Origin of the sequence: Sphingobium sp. B1D7B, assembly GCF_025961965.1 — a bacterium.
Lineage (GTDB): Bacteria > Pseudomonadota > Alphaproteobacteria > Sphingomonadales > Sphingomonadaceae > Sphingobium.
The window spans coordinates 2,157,757-2,173,208 of the sequence record NZ_JAOQOR010000001.1; the positions used below are offsets into that span (position 1 = coordinate 2,157,757).

Here is a 15,452-nt window from a genome sequence, read left to right on the forward strand (position 1 = left end):
ACCGGGCTTATGGGGGCGGAATGACCGAGACCACACAGGCGCTCAGCCTTCCGCCCTGCCAGCTCTACCTGATCTCCCCGCCGGTGATCGGAGAGGATTTCGCCGCTCGCCTTGCCGAGGCGCTGGACGGCGGCAGTGTCGCCGCGTTTCAGCTTCGCCTCAAGGGCGTGAGCGAGGATGAAGTCGCGCGGCTGGCCGAACCGCTCCAGCGCCTCTGCGCCGAGCGGGATGTCGCCTTCATCGTCAATGACAGCATCGCGCTGGCCCAGCGCCTCTGCGCCGATGGCGTTCATCTGGGGCAGGGGGACGGGGATCCTCGCGAGGCCCGGCGCGTGCTCGGCCCCTCGGCCCAGATAGGCGTGACCTGTCATGACAGTCGTCATATGGCGATGGAAGCCGGGGAAGCTGGGGCTGATTATGTCGCCTTCGGGGCCTTCTATCCTACCACCACCAAGGAGGTGAGCCACCATGCGGAACCGGACCTGCTGCGCTGGTGGTCGTCCATCTTTGAAATTCCCTGCGTCGCCATCGGCGGCATCACTGCCGACAATGCAGCGCCGCTGGTCGAGGCTGGCGCCGATTTTCTCGCGGTGAGTGGCGCGGTGTGGAACCACCCTGATGGGCCGCGCGCCGGTGTTGCCGCCTTCGCGAAAGTGCTTGGGTGATCCTGACACGCGGGCTTTCCGCCCTTGGCATCGCGGCCCTGTGTGTGGCGGCGGGGCTAATGGGTGCGCCCGCTGCGGCCGGTGAACCGACCGAGACCGCCCAGATCGTCCTCCCATCCAGCCTGCCGATTGCGCGCGATGGCTGGGTGACTGACGCCGCGGCGCTGTTCACGCCCGATCAGCGGCACCAGATCGAGCGCCGGCTGGTAGGGCTGCAGGCCGCGACCGGGCGGGAGGCCATCGTCGTCACGGTGCCGTCCCTCGATGGGCAGGACATTGCCGGCTATGCAAGCGAGCTTGGCGATCGCTGGGCCGTGGGTGCGCCGGGGGCGGAGGGGATCGTGATCCTGCTCGCGCCGAGGGAACAGCTGGTCCGCATCGCGGTCGGGCAGGGCCTTGCCGCCGCCATTCCGGACGATGACTGCCAAGCGATCATCGACACGGCCATGCTGCCACAGTTTCGCAACGGGCTTTTCGAGGCCGGTCTGGTCGCCGGGATCGCCGAACTGGAAGGCCGGCTCTAGCGACGTCGGATCAGGCGTCGCCGACCACCATGTCCCTGGTCGGCTCGCCCGAATGCTTGAGCATGTCTGCGATGAAGATTTGCATGTTGTGCAGGGACTCATCGTAATTCTTGTCGATCACCGACATGCGGACAAGCAACCCGTCGGCGAGATAGCCGGCGATATTGGCCTTGGTCATTGCGATGCGCTGCGCGAGCCAGCTCTGCGGGAAGTCGGGGCCGATCCGCGTCCAGTACAGGATGTTCTCGTTGCGCGAGCCGAGCACCGCCGTCACCGACCGGGCCGGAATGATCATTTGGCGGCCGGCCACATCAACCGGCAAATCCAGTGACTCGCTGCGATCGATTGAGAAACCGCCAGCATAATAGCATATTTCGGGCCGGTGGAGCTGGACGTTGTTCAACTGCTTGCTGTTGTAAGCAGCCAGGAACATCACGCCCACGCCCTTGGAATTGACGTAGGTGCGCGTGAGAATGTGCTGATAGAGCTTGTCGGCCAGGTCGCTCTCTGGCGGCAGCACGAGCTCGCTGACGGGCAGCGTCTTCCAATCGCCGAATGCCTTGGGGAACAGGGCCTCAAACTGCTTGTCGGAGAGGTCGCGGTAACGCTGATGCGGCTCGCGCGCGATGGCAAGGCCGCTCACGGCCAGCATGGCGCCGCCCATGAGGAGATGGCGACGGCTGAGCGAGCGCCGCGTGGGCTCGCTCTCATCCGAAACTGAATTCACGTCGTCCGCTGCCACTGCACCCTCATTCCTTGGCTCTGTCGCGCAGAATAGCAGCTAAGAGCGGATTTCCAAACTGCAAGCGCGATAGCGGCAAATTCCTGCCAAAGCCTTTCTGACTCGGCCTCTCCGTGCGTCCAGCACAGGCCCGGATGCCTGCCTTCTTGTCTTAACCGGCGGATTTCGTTAAGGAGCCGCTGTTCCGGCGCGGTTGTCCAACTGCCCGGGCGCCCTGACAGTCCTGGATTTCACTGTCCAAGGATAGACGCTGGTCGGCGAGGTTTCGCCCACCGGCGCTTTGTGCGTTGCGGCGTTTTGGTTGGTTTTTCAGCGGCTTCGGCTGCAATGAGGTGGTGATGTTCGATAGTCTGAGCGATCGGCTCGGTGGGGTGTTCGAGAAGCTTCGGGGGCGCGGTGCGCTGACCGAGGCGGACGTGCGCGCTGCCATGCGCGAGGTCCGAATCGCCCTGCTGGAAGCCGACGTCGCCTTGCCGGTCGTGCGCGCGTTCGTCGACAAGGCGACCGAGCGCGCGGTGGGATCGGACGTTCTGCGTTCGGTTACGCCGGGGCAGATGGTCGTCAAGATCGTCTCCGACACGCTGACCGAGACATTGGGCGCCGAGACCAGCGAGTTGTTGATCGACGTGACGCCACCGGCGGTGATCATGATGGTCGGCCTGCAGGGCTCGGGCAAAACCACTAGCACGGCCAAGCTCGCCAAGCGCCTCAAGGAAAAAGAGCGCAAGAAGGTGCTGATGGCGTCGCTCGACGTTAATCGCCCGGCGGCACAGGAGCAGCTGGCGGTTCTCGGCATGCAGACCGATGTCGCGACGCTGCCGATCGTGCCCGGCCAGCAGCCGGTGGATATCGCCCGCCGCGCGCTCCAGTCCGCGAAGCTGCAGGGCTTCGACGTGCTGATGCTGGACACGGCTGGCCGCCTGCACGTCGATCAGGCGCTGATGGACGAGATGAAGGCGGTCGCGGATGTCGCGACGCCGGCTGAAATCCTGTTGGTCGTCGACAGCCTGACCGGCCAGGACGCGGTCAACGTCGCCAAGAGCTTTACCGAGCAGGTGCCCCTGACCGGCGTCGTCCTCACCCGCATGGACGGCGATGCGCGCGGTGGTGCCGCGCTCTCCATGCGCGCCGTTACTGGCCAGCCGATCAAGTTCGCCGGCACCGGCGAAAAGCTCGATGCCATCGAGCCCTTCCATCCCGCGCGGGTCGCGCAGCGCATCCTCGGCATGGGCGACGTCGTCAGCCTCGTCGAGCGCGCGGCGGAATCGATCCAGCAGGAAGATGCCGACAAGCTGGCCAAGCGCATGGCTGCCGGCAAGTTCGATCTCAACGATCTGCGCGCGCAGCTCAGCCAGATGCAGCGCATGGGCGGCCTCGGCATGCTCGCGGGCATGATCCCCGGCCTCAAAAAGGCGCAGGCGCAGATGACCAATGCCGGCGTTAACGACAAGACGCTGGTTCACCTCGATGCACTCATCGGCTCGATGACGCTCAAGGAGCGTGAGCGCCCGGAACTGCTCAACGCCAAGCGCAAAATCCGCGTGGCCAAGGGCGCGGGCCTGCAGGTGCAGGACGTCAACCGTCTCCTCAAGATGCACAAGGAGATGGAAACCGCCATGAAGAAGATCAAGAAAATGGGCGGTCTCAAGGGACTGGCCAAGATGTTTGCGGGCGGCGGTAGCGGCGGCGGGCTGGGCGGTTTGCTCGGCGGTGGCGGCGGTGCGCCGGGAGCGGGGCAGGGCGATCTCAGCGCCCTCAAGGGACTTCCGGGGATGCCGGACATGCCCAAGCTTCCGCCGGGTTTTCAGAATTTTCTCAAGAAGTAACGTAACGAATTTCAGGTTCAGAGTTCAGAAGAAAGGTAAGGTAAGTTACAGATGGCAACCAGCATTCGCCTGTCGCGCGGTGGCTCCAAGAAGCGCCCCTATTACAAGATCGTGGTGACGGACAGCCGCTCGCCGCGCGATGGCCGCTTCATCGAGCGCATCGGCAGCTACAACCCGCTGCTCGCCAAGGATGACGAGAAGCGCGTCGTGCTCGACACCGAGCGCGCCAAGCACTGGGTGAGCGTCGGCGCCCAGCCGACCGACCGTGTCGCCCGCTTCCTCGATGCCGCAGGCGTCAAGGAGCGCGCTGCGCGCAACAACCCCAACAAGGCAGAGCCGGGCCAGAAGGCCAAGGACCGCGCCGAGGACAAGGCCACCAAGCTGGCCGAGGCCGAGGAAGCCCGCAAGGCTGCGGAAGAAGCCGCCAATGCTCCGGCTGAAGAGCCGGCTGCTGAAGCCCCCGCCGAGGAAGCACCCGCTGCCGAGGCTGCCGCTGAAGAGCAGGCCGAGGGCTGATCTTGCCAGGGGATCGTCCCGTCACGCTCGCGGCTGTCATCGGCGCGCATGGCGTGACGGGGGAAGTGCGTCTCAAGCTCTTCGGCGATGGGCCGGAGAGCTTGAAGCGCTACAAGAGCTTCGAGGCGGGCGGTCGCACCCTCACGCTCAAGACGGTGCGCGATGGCTCGAATGGCGCCGTCGCGCGCTTTGCGGAAATCGCCGATCGCAATGCCGCCGAAGCCTTGCGCGGCGTGGAACTCACCGTTCCGCGCTCGGCGCTGCCCCCGCTCGAACCCGGCGAATATTATCATGTCGATTTGATCGGCCTGCCATGCGTCGCCGAATCGGCCGAAGCGGTGGGGACGGTCGTGGCTGTCGAGAATTTCGGGGCCGGTGACGTCATCGAAATCGAGAAGCCCGGCGGAAAACGGTTCATGGTCCCCATGCAGCCGGAAGCGGTGCTCGACTGGAACGAGGAAAGACTTGTCCTGAGCAGCCTTTTCCTTGCAGACTGACAGGACATTCCGCTTCGGCGGATGAGGACGGGCCTCTTGCTTGCCCACATGGATCGGTCTCGATCGATCACCTCCAAGAGCGCAGGGCCGCATGAACGCGATTGTTTTGGACAATGAGGGTATTGGCTGCCTGCCCGCGCCGGATTGTCCGTTGTGCGGCGAATCGGGCACTCAGCACTATCGCGATCTGCGCGATCCGATGTTCGGCGCGCCGGGACGCTGGGGGCTGAGGATCTGTCGCAACCCGCACTGCGGCTCGGGGTGGATCGACCCCATGCCCACGCCGCAGAGTCTGGCGACGCTCTATCAATCCTACCACACCCACGACCAGGCGCCGGTGATCGTGGCGCCGGAGGGGGCCGCCTCGCATGCGCCGGCTCTGCGCTATCGACTTCTGGGCCTGCTGCCCTGGTGGAAGCATCACTACCAGTCGGGCCTCAATTACTTCGCGCACCGTAAGCCCGGCGTCATGCTGGATGTCGGCTGCGGGTCCGGCGGGTTCCTGCGGTCGATTGTCGAGGCGGGCTGGAGCGCCGTCGGCATCGACTTCGATGAACAGGCGGTCGCTGTGGCGTCGCAGGTGCGCGGCGCACAGGTCTTTGCGACCGATATTTTCGATCCGCGATTCGATGGGAAAAAGTTCGACGGCATCCTGCTCGACAATGTCATCGAGCATGTGCCCGAGCCGGGTCGCACGATCGCGCGGTGCAGTGAATTGCTCGCACCCGGCGGGCGGCTGGTGATGATCACGCCGAACGTCGACGCGCTAGGGCACCGCCATTTTGGCGAACATTGGCGGGGGCTGGAAACGCCCCGGCATCTGCATCTGTTCACCAGGCGCGCCCTGAGAAAACTCGCGGTCAGCAATGGTCTGCGGTCTGCCAAGGTTTTTGCCAAGCCCAGCTCGCGGCAGTTCAATTTCATGGTGGGCGCGTCGGAAGAGATCATGCGGACGCGCGGGCTGCGCACGAGGCGCTGGCCGGTCGCGAAACGTCTCCTGCGGGTCAAGTCTCTTTTCTCTGCGCTTCTGGGCGGTGGCGAGGCCGAATTTCTGGTGTGTATCGCCGATCGTCCCGCACGTCCCAAATCCCGCTGATCGCTTTTAAATCATGACCTTCACCGCACAGATCCTCACTTTGTATCCGGAGATGTTTCCCGGGCCGCTCGGCATTTCGCTTGCCGGTCGGGCGCTGGGGGAGGGGGCGTGGTCCTGCGCACCCATCCAGATCCGCGACTTCGCGACGGACAAGCACAGGAGCGTGGACGATACGCCGGCAGGCGGCGGGGCAGGCATGGTGCTGCGCGCCGATGTGCTGGCACGCGCTGTCGATCATGCGCTGGATGCGCGCCCGGACCTGCCGGTGCTTGCGATGACGCCGCGCGGCACGCCGATCACGCAGGCGCGGGTTCGCAGGCTGGCCGAGGGGCCGGGCGCCACGATTTTATGCGGGCGCTTCGAGGGTTTTGACGAACGCCTGTTCGAAGGGCGGCCGATCGAACAGGTGTCGATGGGCGACATCATACTCTCGGGCGGAGAAATCGGCGCTTTCATGCTGCTGGATGCTTGCATTCGCCTGCTTCCCGGCGTAATGGGCGCGGCTTCTAGCGGTGTCGAGGAATCGTTTGAGAACGGCCTCCTCGAATATCCGCAATATACCCGACCCCAGGAATGGGAAGGGCGTATGATCCCTGAAGTGTTGCGATCGGGGGATCATGCGAAGATCGCCGCCTGGCGGAAACAATGGGCGGAGGATGACACACGGTTACGCAGGCCGGACCTCTGGGAGCGTTACAGGAACGCTCGGGACTGACCTGCCTCTGGCGCGCGACGCAGACGAAGGAAGACAGGACAGATGAACCTGCTGCAGACCATCGAGGCGGAAAACATTGCCGCCATCTCCAAGGATATTCCGGATTTCCGTCCGGGCGACACGCTGCGCGTGGGCGTGAAGGTCGTCGAAGGCGACCGCACCCGCGTCCAGAACTTCGAGGGCGTGTGCATCGCGCGTTCGAACAAGGGCATGGGCTCCAACTTCACCGTGCGCAAGATCAGCTTCGGTGAGGGCGTTGAGCGCGTGTTCCCGCTCTACTCGCCGAACGTGGACAGCGTCACGGTCGTCCGCAAGGGCGTCGTGCGTCGCGCCAAGCTCTATTATCTGCGTGGCCGCACCGGCAAGCGTGCGCGTATCGCCGAGCGTCGCGACACCCGCGAAGAGGCATAAGCCTTACGGGCGCGGTGACGCGCCCAAAGCCATCAGGCGATGGCGAGCGATCATCCCGCGGGATGATGTGAGCGGAGGCCCCAGGGCCTCCGTTTTCGTCTGTGGGATGCTGGCATCGCGCCGCATTTGCGGCGGGCCGGGGAAAGTTCGCTTTCTATTCTCGCCTGGCGCCGCCATCATGGCCCGATGAGCCAAGCCGATGCGATCGCGCTGGAGAGCGTTGCCAAGAGTTTCGATGGCGGTCGGACCTTCGCCACGCACAATGTCGATCTGCATATTGCAGCGGGCACCTTCGTGGCGCTCGTGGGCGCCTCCGGCTCGGGCAAGACGACGCTGCTCAAGTGCATCAACCGGCTGATCGAGCCGGACCGCGGTATCGTCCGCATCCACGGCGAGCCGGTGAATGACCGGCCCGCTTATGAAGTGCGGCGGGAGATCGGCTATGTTTTTCAGGGTATCGGCCTGTTTCCGCATCTGAGCGTCGCCGAGAATATCGGCCTGACGCCGCGCCTGCTCGGCTGGCCGGCGCAGGATATCGTCCACCGCGTAGGCGAGCTGCTGGCGCTGGTCGACCTGCCCGAGGATTATGGCGTGCGCATGCCCGATGCGCTCTCGGGCGGTCAGCGGCAGCGGGTCGGGATCGCGCGAGCGCTGGCGGCAAGACCCGGCATCTTGCTGATGGACGAGCCATTCGGGGCGCTCGACCCGATCACCCGCGACACGCTCGGCCGCGCCTGCCGCCGCCTGCACGAGACGCTGGGCCTCACCACCGTGCTGGTGACCCATGACGTCTTCGAGGCCGTGCTGCTCGCCGACCGGATCGTCATGCTGGAGGGCGGCCGGATCATTGCCGACGATACCCCGCACCGGCTGCTGACCGATCCGCCCAATGAGGCCGTGCGCGCGCTGATGGCGATGCCGATGCGGCAGGCCGAACAGGTCCGGCGCCTGATCGCGGCCGGGCCGGAGGGGACCGACTGAGCGATGGACAGCTCCCTCTCCAGCGCCCTGCGCGTGCTGCCGGAATATCTGGGCTTTCATGTGCTGCTGAGCGCGGCCGCGCTGGGGCTGGGCATTCTGCTCAGCCTGCCGCTGGCCATCGCCGCAAGCCGCAGCCCGCGACTGCGCTGGCCGGTCCTTTCCTTCGTCAGCCTCGTACAAACCATTCCGGGGCTGGCGCTGATGGCGCTGTTCTACCCCCTATTGCTAGCGCTCTCCCTGCTCTCTCTGCGGCTGACCGGGCAGGGCTTCTCGGCGCTCGGCTTCCTGCCTGCGCTGCTGGCGCTGACCCTTTACTCCATGCTGCCGATCGTACGGAACATCGTCACCGGCATCACCACCCTTGATCCGGCGCTGATCGAGGCGGCGCATGGCGTCGGCATGACCGACCGGCAACGCCTCCGGCAGGTGGAGATGCCGCTGGTCGCGCCGGTCGCCATGGCCGGGGTGCGGACCGCCGCCGTCTGGGTGATCGGCACCGCCACGCTGGCGACGCCGGTCGGGCAGACCAGCCTTGGCAATTATATCTTCTCCGGCCTGCAGACCGAGAATTGGGTGTGGGTGCTGTTCGGCTGCGGCGTCTCTGCGGCGCTGGCGCTGGCCGTGGATCAACTCCTCGGTCTGATCGAGACGGGGATCGCCCGGCGCGCGCGCAGGCGCATCTGGGCGGGGGCGCTGATCCTGTGCCTCGGCATCGCCACGGCGGCGGCCAGCGTGTTCGCCCCGGCAACGAAGGGCGGCTACGTCATCGGCGCCAAGAACTTTACCGAGCAATATATCCTGGCCGATCTTATCGGCCAGCGGCTGGCGGATGAGGGCGGCACGGCCACCGTGCGCAGCGGGCTGGGATCGGCGGTGGTGTTCCGGGCGCTCGCGCAGGGCGATGTGGACGTCTATGTCGATTATTCCGGCACGGTCTGGGCCAATGTGATGGGCCGTACCGATCAGCCGGGGCGCGCCGCGATGCTGGCGCAGATGGCGGAGTGGCTGAAGCGCGAACATGGCGTGACGCTGGTCGGTCCGCTCGGCTTCGAGAATGCCTATGCGCTGGCGATGCGCGCCGACAAGGCGCAGCAACTCGGCATCCGCTCGATTGCCGACCTCGCGCCTTACGCCCCGCGCTTTGTCATGGGCGGCGATTTCGAGTTCTTCACGCGGCCGGACTGGACCGCGCTGACGCAAGGCTACGGCCTGCGCTTCGCGCGGACGCGCGAATATCAATCCACCTTCCTATATCGGGCGGTGAAGGATGGGGATGTCGATGTGATCTCCGCCTTTTCAAGTGACGGGCGCATCGCGGCGGACAATCTGCTGGTGCTCGCTGACCCGCTGGAGCGCATCCCGCCCTATGACGCGATCGTGATGGTGGCGCCCGGCCGCGAGACGGATGCGCGGCTGATGGCGGCGCTCAAACCGCTGATCGGCGCCATTCCGGTCGAGCGGATGCGCGCGGCCAATCTGATGGTCGACCGCCCGGATCGTCCGGTTGCCCCGGCCGTCGCCGCCCGGTGGCTGATGGAGAGGAACGCAGGGCAGGGCGACCAATAATCGCGGCCCAATCATCGCCCGCCAATAATCGGAGGGCGGCCTACCTTTACTCTTGGCCGGCTGCATCAAAACTGATAGCGGACCTTTCCACGCACCCGTAGCTCAGCTGGATAGAGCGTTGCCCTCCGAAGGCAAAGGCCACTGGTTCGAATCCAGTCGGGTGCACCAAAATCTCACAATTTTGATCGCTGCTTGTGGTGCAGCCTTTCGATCACCTTCGCACTTGAGAGTTCGCGGCGCGCGTCGCTGCCGACCCAGCGTGCGGTCTTGTCGTCCGATGTGGCGAGCTGCTCCGCGAGCGCCAGGGCCGGCTGGTGACAGGCGAGGTTGCGTTTGCCGATGTTGCGCAGCGCCCAGTTTACCGCCTTGCGCACATAGTTTCGCGCGTCCTGCGCATGGTGCGCGATCAGGGGCAGCGCGTCCATGAAGGTTGCGTCCGGCTCGGCCTTGCGATGGACCGCCACGCCGGCGATCATGGCAAAGGCAGCGCGGCGGACGAACTCGCGCTCGTCGGCGGCGAACAGGGGAATGAGCGCGTCAAGCCCCGCTTCCACGAACAAGTCAGCGGCGATGTCCACGATCTCCCAGGACTCGAAATCGTCCGCCCATGCGCGGGCTTGCTCTGTCGTCAGCTGGGCCGGCTCGGCGGTGTAGATCGCCAGCACCCGCGCATCGCGAATGCCAGTCTGCCACAAGGCCATCGCGCGTTCATGGTTAGGGCCGATCTGTTTGGCGATGCCCTGCAAAACCGGGTTGCTCAGCCCCAACGCATTATCGGTACGAATGCCGACCCGCTGCATGCCGGCAAGTACTGGCTCGGAGGTCATGCTTTGCATGGCGGCAACGATCTCCGGCACCGATGATGCTTGGGTGAGGGGGGCGGGCATGAGTTGAGATCCTGTATTGGGAACGTTGCGAGGTCGCATCTAGGCCGCCTGCTGCATTCGCTCTTTGATGGGGCGCAGGCGCATGTCCCGATCTGGTGCGGTCCTTCCCGTAGCCGTCATCATGGTTAATCAAATGTAATCATCCTGTCATTCGCGCCTCCGATAGGCGGGCGACCTCCATGGGGGAGGGCATGATTCGGAGGTTGCCATGAAGATGATGTTTCTGCGCGCGGGCATTGCGATGTTCGCCTTTTCTGCTGCGTCTTCCCACGCGGCTGGCCTGCTCGACAACTATGTCGTCGGCTTCAGCAAAGCGATCGACACCAAGGAAGCCAGCGCGGTTGCTTATAACTGGGACACGCGCACGCTGATGGTCACCAATGATGAGGAAGAGGATGACGGCACGAACATCTGGGGCGAATATGATCTGAACGGCAACAAGACCGCCACCATCATCCTCTCCGGCTGCCTTTCGCTCGGCTCCTCCCAATGCGACGCCGAGGGTCTTACTTATGTGGGCAATGGCCAATATGTCGTCGCCGAGGAACGCTATCAGGATATCGCGCTGCTCAGCCAGACCGGCGTGGACGGCACGACCCGCACCTACACCGCCTATCCGGATGCGCCGACGATCAGCGTCGGCCCCGATGCCGGCAATAGCGGCCTGGAGGGCATTGCCTACAACAAGGTGACTGGCGACTATTATGGCGTGAAGGAGCGCAGCCCGGAGACGATCTGGAAGATCTCCGGCGCCAATTTCGGCACGGAGACGGCGACGGTCACCGAGCTGTTCGATATTGCGGCGCTGCCGGGCCTCGACCGGCTGTCTGACATTGCGGTGCTTTCCAATGGCATCTTCTCCGCGACGCCGTTCGGCGATAATCTGCTCATCCTCAGCGGCCGCTCGTTCAACCTGCTCGAGGTGACGCAGGCCGGCCAGGTCGTGAGCAGCTATGATCTCTCCGGCTTCAAGTCGCTGGTCGACCCGGCCAACCAGGGCGGCAAGTTCGAGGGCCTGACCCTCGACGATGCCGGCAACATCTACCTCGTGAGCGACGATGGCGACGGGCCGAACCAGTCTTATCTGGTGAAGCTCAGCTATGCCGGATCGGTGCCGGAGCCTGCGACCTGGGCGATGATGCTGGGTGGCTTCGCGCTGATCGGCAGCACCATGCGGCGGCGCAAGGTCGCACGCGCTTTCAGCTAAACGCAGCGGGAACGGGCGTCGCGGGCAGACCGCGGCGCCCGCTTAGATCAGAGAGGGACTTCCCCCTCGTCGCTGCCGTTCCAGTAATGGATGCGACGGGCGCGGACCTGGATCATCACCAGATCCGGCGTCTCGATGCCCTGCTCGAACCAGCGTTCGAGATCCTTGTTCCAATGCTCGGCAAAGCGCGCCTTGTCGCGGATCAGCTCCGCTCGACCCTCGACGGCGATGAACAGCGGCGGTCCGCCCAGCAGGCCGACCGCGCCCGTGAAGGTAAGGCCCACCTCGGGATCGCGCTCGATATCGGCGATGGTGCGCGCCGCCTCATAGGTGAAGAAGAAGCTGTCGCCGCGCCAGGCGACCTCACCATTGTTGCTCATCGGCCGGCTGGCCAGGGCGCCGCCCTCCGTGCGCGTGGAGAGCATCCCGAAATCGATCTTGCCCATCTTCTCGGACAGGTCATCGAGCGTCATGTCAGCCATTAAGGGCCTCCTGGAGAAGCCGGACGAGAGCGTCCGGTCTCCTCCAACGGATCATGATAGCTTAAGGTTGCGTCGGGTCGCCTGACGCCGATCTTCAGGGCTTCTTGAACGTCCAGCGGCCGGCCGGACTCTCGGGATCAAACTTGACTAGCGCCGGCGTGGTACCGCCGATGGCAACGAGGGCGCGTGCTTCGCCCGTGCCGGGCGTGGCCTTCGACATGATCCGGTAAGTGCCGTCGGTGAGCTGGTCGATCCGCCACAGCTGCTCGGGCGCGCCGGTGAAGGCCGGCACTGCTTCCACCTCACCGGTGGCCGTCGCCGCAAGCGTCCGTTGCGTGCCGGAAATGACGATCTTGTAATAAGGCGCACCCATCACGCCGCCCGCGCCCGGCACGGGGGCGACCGTCCAAAGCTGCTGGGGGCGGACCATATAGTCGCCCAGATCGACCGATACGGCCTTGTTCGGCCATCCAGGCTCCACTTGTGCGAGCGTCTGGTCGGGTACGTTGACAGGCGGTGTGCCGGGCGGGGCGAAGAAGCTGCGGCGGGCGTCGAAATCGACCCGCACGAAATCGGTGGCAAGCTGGAGGGCGTAGCCGCTGCGCTCGGCCTCGATCTCATAGGTGCCCTCGGCGATATTGTCGCCCGCGACGGGCCAGCCATCCTTCCACAGCAGGGGGCGGATGCCGAGCACGCTGCGGCCCCGGTTCATGTCGATCTCATAGTGCATCGAGAACTTCTCGACCCCTTCGCCCAGGTCGATCAGCCCGAAGTGACCGGGGCCGATGTCCCGTCCGCGCGCGTTGACGACCATCTTGCCGCCCCCCTTGAGCAGCGGAATGCCCATATGATCCACATAAGGCCCGAGCGGATCGCGCGAGCGGCCGACGCGGATGTGGTAGGTGGAATTGGGGCCGTCACAGCAGGTCCCGTGCGTGCCAAGAAGATAATACCAGCCATCGCGGTGGAGCAGGGCGGTCGCTTCCATGTCGATGGCGATATCCACCGCCTTATTGCCGGCCTTGCGCGCGCCGGTGGCGGGGTCCAGCTCGATCATCTGGATTGCGCCGAAATAGGTGCCATAGCTCAGCCACAGCCGGCCATCGACATAGAGGAAAGCGGGATCGATGGCGTCGAGATTTTCCTTGCCGTCGCTGGAGGCGACCGTGCCCACCTCATGATAGCCAAAATCGGGGGAGGCGGGATCGAGCGACTTGGTCCACATGATCTTCACGTCGCTGGCATGGCCGCCGGACATGCCGCCGCCACCGACGGCGTAGGAGACATAATAGCGATCGCCGATCTTGATGACATCGGGCGCCACGCCGCCGCCCGGCCGGTTGCCGCCGCTGCGCCACGTCCAGCCATCTTCGGACACCAGGCCGCCCTGACCGGTGCCGAAGGTGTAATATTTGCCGTCCGAATAGGTGATGGTGGACGGATCGTGGATATAGGGCTCGCCTGCAAGCTGCGCGCTGGCGGGACTCTGGAGCAGGAGGGCAAGGGTGAGGCCAGTGGCTGCGACGGTGCGGTTCATGCGATCACCTCGGTTGGGCGAAGGGGAGAGGGGAGGAGCCGGGGTGCGGCTCGTTCAAAGCGTGGTCACCGCAAGATCGGTGACGCCGCGTCCAGCTTCATCGATGAAGCGGACGCAGTAATCGCTCAGGCCCGGCCCGTTGATGACCGCGCCGCGAATGATGTTGCGGCCCTTTTTCAGGGTGATGTGGCGCGAGAGCACATCATCCATCACCATGCGGCGATCGTTGAACAGGACGGCCGTCTCCACCCCATTCACCCACCACATGGAGGCCGAGTTTGAGCCCACGGCCATGCGCACCTCCATGTCGCGCGGGCTGTCCACGACGGTCGCGACATGGAAGATCACGCCATATTTGGTCTTGCCCAGCGACTGGGCGAAATTGAACAGCTTCACGTCGAACGCGCTTGAATCGAGTGCATGCCAGGCGAGCGTTTGCCCTTCCACGGTCACAGTCTCACCTGCGCGTGGCAGGCCGCTGGTCTGGTTGGGAAAGGGATAGGCGGTCAGCGTCTTGCGCACATAGCTGCCGGTAAACACCGTGTTGGTGCGGTTGGGCTTGGCGATCGGCTCCAGGATCAGCCAGCGGCGGATGAACCCGTCCGCATCCGGTCTGGCCGAGGCGCGTCCGGCTGGCGTGAAAAAGGGCGCGAGGGTGCCTGCGTCCTCCGCCGCGCTTGCGACACCCTGCAGGGCACCCAACAGGACCAGCGGGGCGAGGCAGCAACGCACATGAGATAGGGCCTTGGACGCGATCATGGTCATTCCTTCAAGGGTGGGCTGCGGCGTGCGCAGCCCGGGAAGAGACCTGCGGGGCAGGTCAGGACGGTTTCAGCAGCCCGTGCATGTCCAGCCACGCCACAAACGCATCCAGCCAGCCGGTGCTGGTCGTGCCGTCCTTGCCGAGGCCGAAACCGTGGCCGCCGCGCTCGTAGAGGTGGAATTCAACCGGTTTGCCGGCCTCCTGCCAGGCATCGAGCAGGCCGAAGCCCTTTTTAGCGAACAGCGGATCATCCGAGGCGATGACGCCGAACAAGGGCGGCGCGTTGGCGGGGACGGTCACCCGTTCCATCGAGCCGTAGATGGGCGCGATGAACGCCAGGTCGAGATCGGGACGGGCGAGGGTCGTGACCATCGTCGTCATGGCCCCGGCGGAAAAGCCCATCATGCCGACGCGCTTAGGGTCGATTCCCCACTCGGCGGAACGGGCGCGCACCAGCGTGATTGCGGCCACGGCATCGGCGATCTGCTCCGGCAGCCCGGCCACGGCCTCGTCCGGGCTGGAGCGCGTCTCCGCCCGGCCGACATTGGCGAAGGCAGCGCGCAACTGGCGATCGAAATCGGCAAGCGCGGGCGGTGTGGGCCGCAGGCGATATTTGAGCACGAAAGCCGTGATGCCCCGGTCTGCCAGCGCGCGGGCAACCCGCCAGCCTTCATTTTCCATGGAAAGCAGCAGGAAAGCCCCGCCCGGCGCGACGATGACCGCCGTGCCATTGGCCTTGCCCGGTGCCGGCAGCACCGGTGTAAGCGTGGCGGTGGAGACATTGCGGGCCATTGGCACGCCATATTGGCGGAACCAGCTTTCGGGCGCCGTGGCGCCCTTGACCGGGCCGGTGCCGAGCGGAATGGCGCCGGGTTCTGCCGGCGCGGGAATGGCGGTAACGGTCGCATCCTGCGCGGCGGCAGGTGACAGGGCGGCAGGAAACAAGGCGGCGAGAGCCAGCGCGGACAGCACGGTGCGAACGGACGCATGACGTATCGAGATGTTCAAGACTTTCCTCCCCGGTTTAGCGGCGGTCG

General features: G+C 65.2%; 17 protein-coding genes and 1 tRNA gene. 12 read left to right on the forward strand and 6 right to left on the reverse strand.

Translation table 11 applies throughout. From position 1 onward, the window contains the following. Positions 1-20: 20 nt before the first annotated feature. Positions 21-665 (forward strand): thiamine phosphate synthase, encoded by a 645-nt coding sequence (gene thiE / locus M2336_RS10040; RefSeq protein ID WP_264574802.1) that lies wholly within the window; start codon positions 21-23, stop codon positions 663-665. Then, positions 662-1,189, forward strand: a complete 528-nt coding sequence (locus tag M2336_RS10045) for a TPM domain-containing protein (protein WP_264574803.1) — start codon at positions 662-664, stop codon at positions 1,187-1,189. Before thiE ends, M2336_RS10045 begins: the two co-directional genes overlap by 4 nt. Before the next feature lie 10 nt (positions 1,190-1,199). On the opposite strand, the gene epsI is transcribed toward M2336_RS10045, so the two are convergent. Next, positions 1,200-1,931 (reverse strand): exosortase-associated protein EpsI, V-type, encoded by a 732-nt coding sequence (gene epsI, locus M2336_RS10050; RefSeq protein ID WP_264574804.1) that lies wholly within the window; start codon positions 1,929-1,931, stop codon positions 1,200-1,202. Positions 1,932-2,269: 338 nt separating this feature from the next. Between epsI and ffh the strand changes: the two genes are divergently transcribed. The 9 genes from ffh (at position 2,270) to M2336_RS10095 (ending at position 9,707) form a co-directional block, all read left to right on the forward strand. Further along, positions 2,270-3,757 (forward strand): signal recognition particle protein, encoded by a 1,488-nt coding sequence (gene ffh, locus M2336_RS10055; protein ID WP_264574805.1) that lies wholly within the window; start codon positions 2,270-2,272, stop codon positions 3,755-3,757. A gap of 51 nt (positions 3,758-3,808) precedes the next feature. After that, complete coding sequence (gene rpsP, locus M2336_RS10060; RefSeq protein ID WP_264574806.1) at positions 3,809-4,273, forward strand: 30S ribosomal protein S16; 465 nt, start codon at positions 3,809-3,811, stop codon at positions 4,271-4,273. Positions 4,274-4,275: 2 nt separating this feature from the next. Continuing rightward, the gene (gene rimM / locus M2336_RS10065) at positions 4,276-4,770 is read left to right on the forward strand and encodes a ribosome maturation factor RimM (RefSeq protein WP_264574807.1); all 495 of its coding nucleotides are present in this window, start codon (positions 4,276-4,278) and stop codon (positions 4,768-4,770) included. A 199-nt stretch (positions 4,771-4,969) separates the two neighbouring features. Beyond that, on the forward strand, positions 4,970-5,866 hold the full coding sequence (locus M2336_RS10070) for a class I SAM-dependent methyltransferase (RefSeq protein WP_264592951.1): 897 nt from the start codon (positions 4,970-4,972) through the stop codon (positions 5,864-5,866). Between the two features lie 13 nt (positions 5,867-5,879). Continuing rightward, entirely contained in the window at positions 5,880-6,581 is a 702-nt protein-coding gene (gene trmD, locus M2336_RS10075; protein WP_264574809.1) for a tRNA (guanosine(37)-N1)-methyltransferase TrmD, read from the forward strand. Between the two features lie 42 nt (positions 6,582-6,623). Beyond that, positions 6,624-6,992 (forward strand): 50S ribosomal protein L19, encoded by a 369-nt coding sequence (gene rplS, locus M2336_RS10080; protein WP_181559181.1) that lies wholly within the window; start codon positions 6,624-6,626, stop codon positions 6,990-6,992. Between the two features lie 186 nt (positions 6,993-7,178). Next, positions 7,179-7,973: an ATP-binding cassette domain-containing protein gene (locus M2336_RS10085; RefSeq protein WP_264574810.1), complete on the forward strand. Its 795-nt coding sequence runs from the start codon at positions 7,179-7,181 to the stop codon at positions 7,971-7,973. A 3-nt stretch (positions 7,974-7,976) separates the two neighbouring features. After that, complete coding sequence (locus tag M2336_RS10090; protein WP_264574811.1) at positions 7,977-9,539, forward strand: ABC transporter permease/substrate-binding protein; 1,563 nt, start codon at positions 7,977-7,979, stop codon at positions 9,537-9,539. Positions 9,540-9,630: 91 nt separating this feature from the next. Continuing rightward, positions 9,631-9,707: transfer RNA gene (locus tag M2336_RS10095), tRNA-Arg, on the forward strand. A 5-nt stretch (positions 9,708-9,712) separates the two neighbouring features. On the opposite strand, the gene M2336_RS10100 is transcribed toward M2336_RS10095, so the two are convergent. Beyond that, a complete protein-coding gene (locus tag M2336_RS10100; RefSeq protein WP_264574812.1) occupies positions 9,713-10,426 on the reverse strand; it encodes a DNA alkylation repair protein in 714 nt (237 codons plus the stop codon). Positions 10,427-10,634: 208 nt separating this feature from the next. Between M2336_RS10100 and M2336_RS10105 the strand changes: the two genes are divergently transcribed. Continuing rightward, positions 10,635-11,633: an SdiA-regulated domain-containing protein gene (locus tag M2336_RS10105; RefSeq protein WP_264574813.1), complete on the forward strand. Its 999-nt coding sequence runs from the start codon at positions 10,635-10,637 to the stop codon at positions 11,631-11,633. A 47-nt stretch (positions 11,634-11,680) separates the two neighbouring features. Here the strand turns inward: M2336_RS10105 and M2336_RS10110 are convergent, their stop codons facing one another. From M2336_RS10110 to M2336_RS10125, 4 genes are all read right to left on the reverse strand, one after another. After that, positions 11,681-12,115, reverse strand: a complete 435-nt coding sequence (locus M2336_RS10110; RefSeq protein ID WP_264574814.1) for a pyridoxamine 5'-phosphate oxidase family protein — start codon at positions 12,113-12,115, stop codon at positions 11,681-11,683. A gap of 94 nt (positions 12,116-12,209) precedes the next feature. Next, positions 12,210-13,652: a family 43 glycosylhydrolase gene (locus tag M2336_RS10115; protein ID WP_264574815.1), complete on the reverse strand. Its 1,443-nt coding sequence runs from the start codon at positions 13,650-13,652 to the stop codon at positions 12,210-12,212. A 54-nt stretch (positions 13,653-13,706) separates the two neighbouring features. Beyond that, positions 13,707-14,411 carry an acetylxylan esterase gene (locus M2336_RS10120; RefSeq protein ID WP_264574816.1) on the reverse strand — a complete coding sequence of 235 codons (705 nt, stop codon included), beginning with the start codon at positions 14,409-14,411 and terminating at the stop codon, positions 13,707-13,709. Between the two features lie 61 nt (positions 14,412-14,472). Then, a complete protein-coding gene (locus M2336_RS10125; RefSeq protein ID WP_264574817.1) occupies positions 14,473-15,423 on the reverse strand; it encodes an alpha/beta hydrolase in 951 nt (316 codons plus the stop codon). Positions 15,424-15,452: the final 29 nt, after the last annotated feature.

Coding starts and splice junctions, on each gene's coding strand:
- thiE (WP_264574802.1), top strand. CDS start 21: ATGACCGAGACCACACAGGCGCTCAGCCTTCCGCCCTGCCAGCTCTAC.
- ffh (WP_264574805.1), top strand. CDS start 2,270: ATGTTCGATAGTCTGAGCGATCGGCTCGGTGGGGTGTTCGAGAAGCTT.
- rpsP (WP_264574806.1), top strand. CDS start 3,809: ATGGCAACCAGCATTCGCCTGTCGCGCGGTGGCTCCAAGAAGCGCCCC.
- M2336_RS10070 (WP_264592951.1), top strand. CDS start 4,970: ATGTTCGGCGCGCCGGGACGCTGGGGGCTGAGGATCTGTCGCAACCCG.
- trmD (WP_264574809.1), top strand. CDS start 5,880: ATGACCTTCACCGCACAGATCCTCACTTTGTATCCGGAGATGTTTCCC.
- rplS (WP_181559181.1), top strand. CDS start 6,624: ATGAACCTGCTGCAGACCATCGAGGCGGAAAACATTGCCGCCATCTCC.
- M2336_RS10085 (WP_264574810.1), top strand. CDS start 7,179: ATGAGCCAAGCCGATGCGATCGCGCTGGAGAGCGTTGCCAAGAGTTTC.
- M2336_RS10090 (WP_264574811.1), top strand. CDS start 7,977: ATGGACAGCTCCCTCTCCAGCGCCCTGCGCGTGCTGCCGGAATATCTG.
- M2336_RS10100 (WP_264574812.1), bottom strand. CDS start 10,426: ATGCCCGCCCCCCTCACCCAAGCATCATCGGTGCCGGAGATCGTTGCC.
- M2336_RS10105 (WP_264574813.1), top strand. CDS start 10,635: ATGAAGATGATGTTTCTGCGCGCGGGCATTGCGATGTTCGCCTTTTCT.
- M2336_RS10110 (WP_264574814.1), bottom strand. CDS start 12,115: ATGGCTGACATGACGCTCGATGACCTGTCCGAGAAGATGGGCAAGATC.
- M2336_RS10115 (WP_264574815.1), bottom strand. CDS start 13,652: ATGAACCGCACCGTCGCAGCCACTGGCCTCACCCTTGCCCTCCTGCTC.
- M2336_RS10120 (WP_264574816.1), bottom strand. CDS start 14,411: ATGATCGCGTCCAAGGCCCTATCTCATGTGCGTTGCTGCCTCGCCCCG.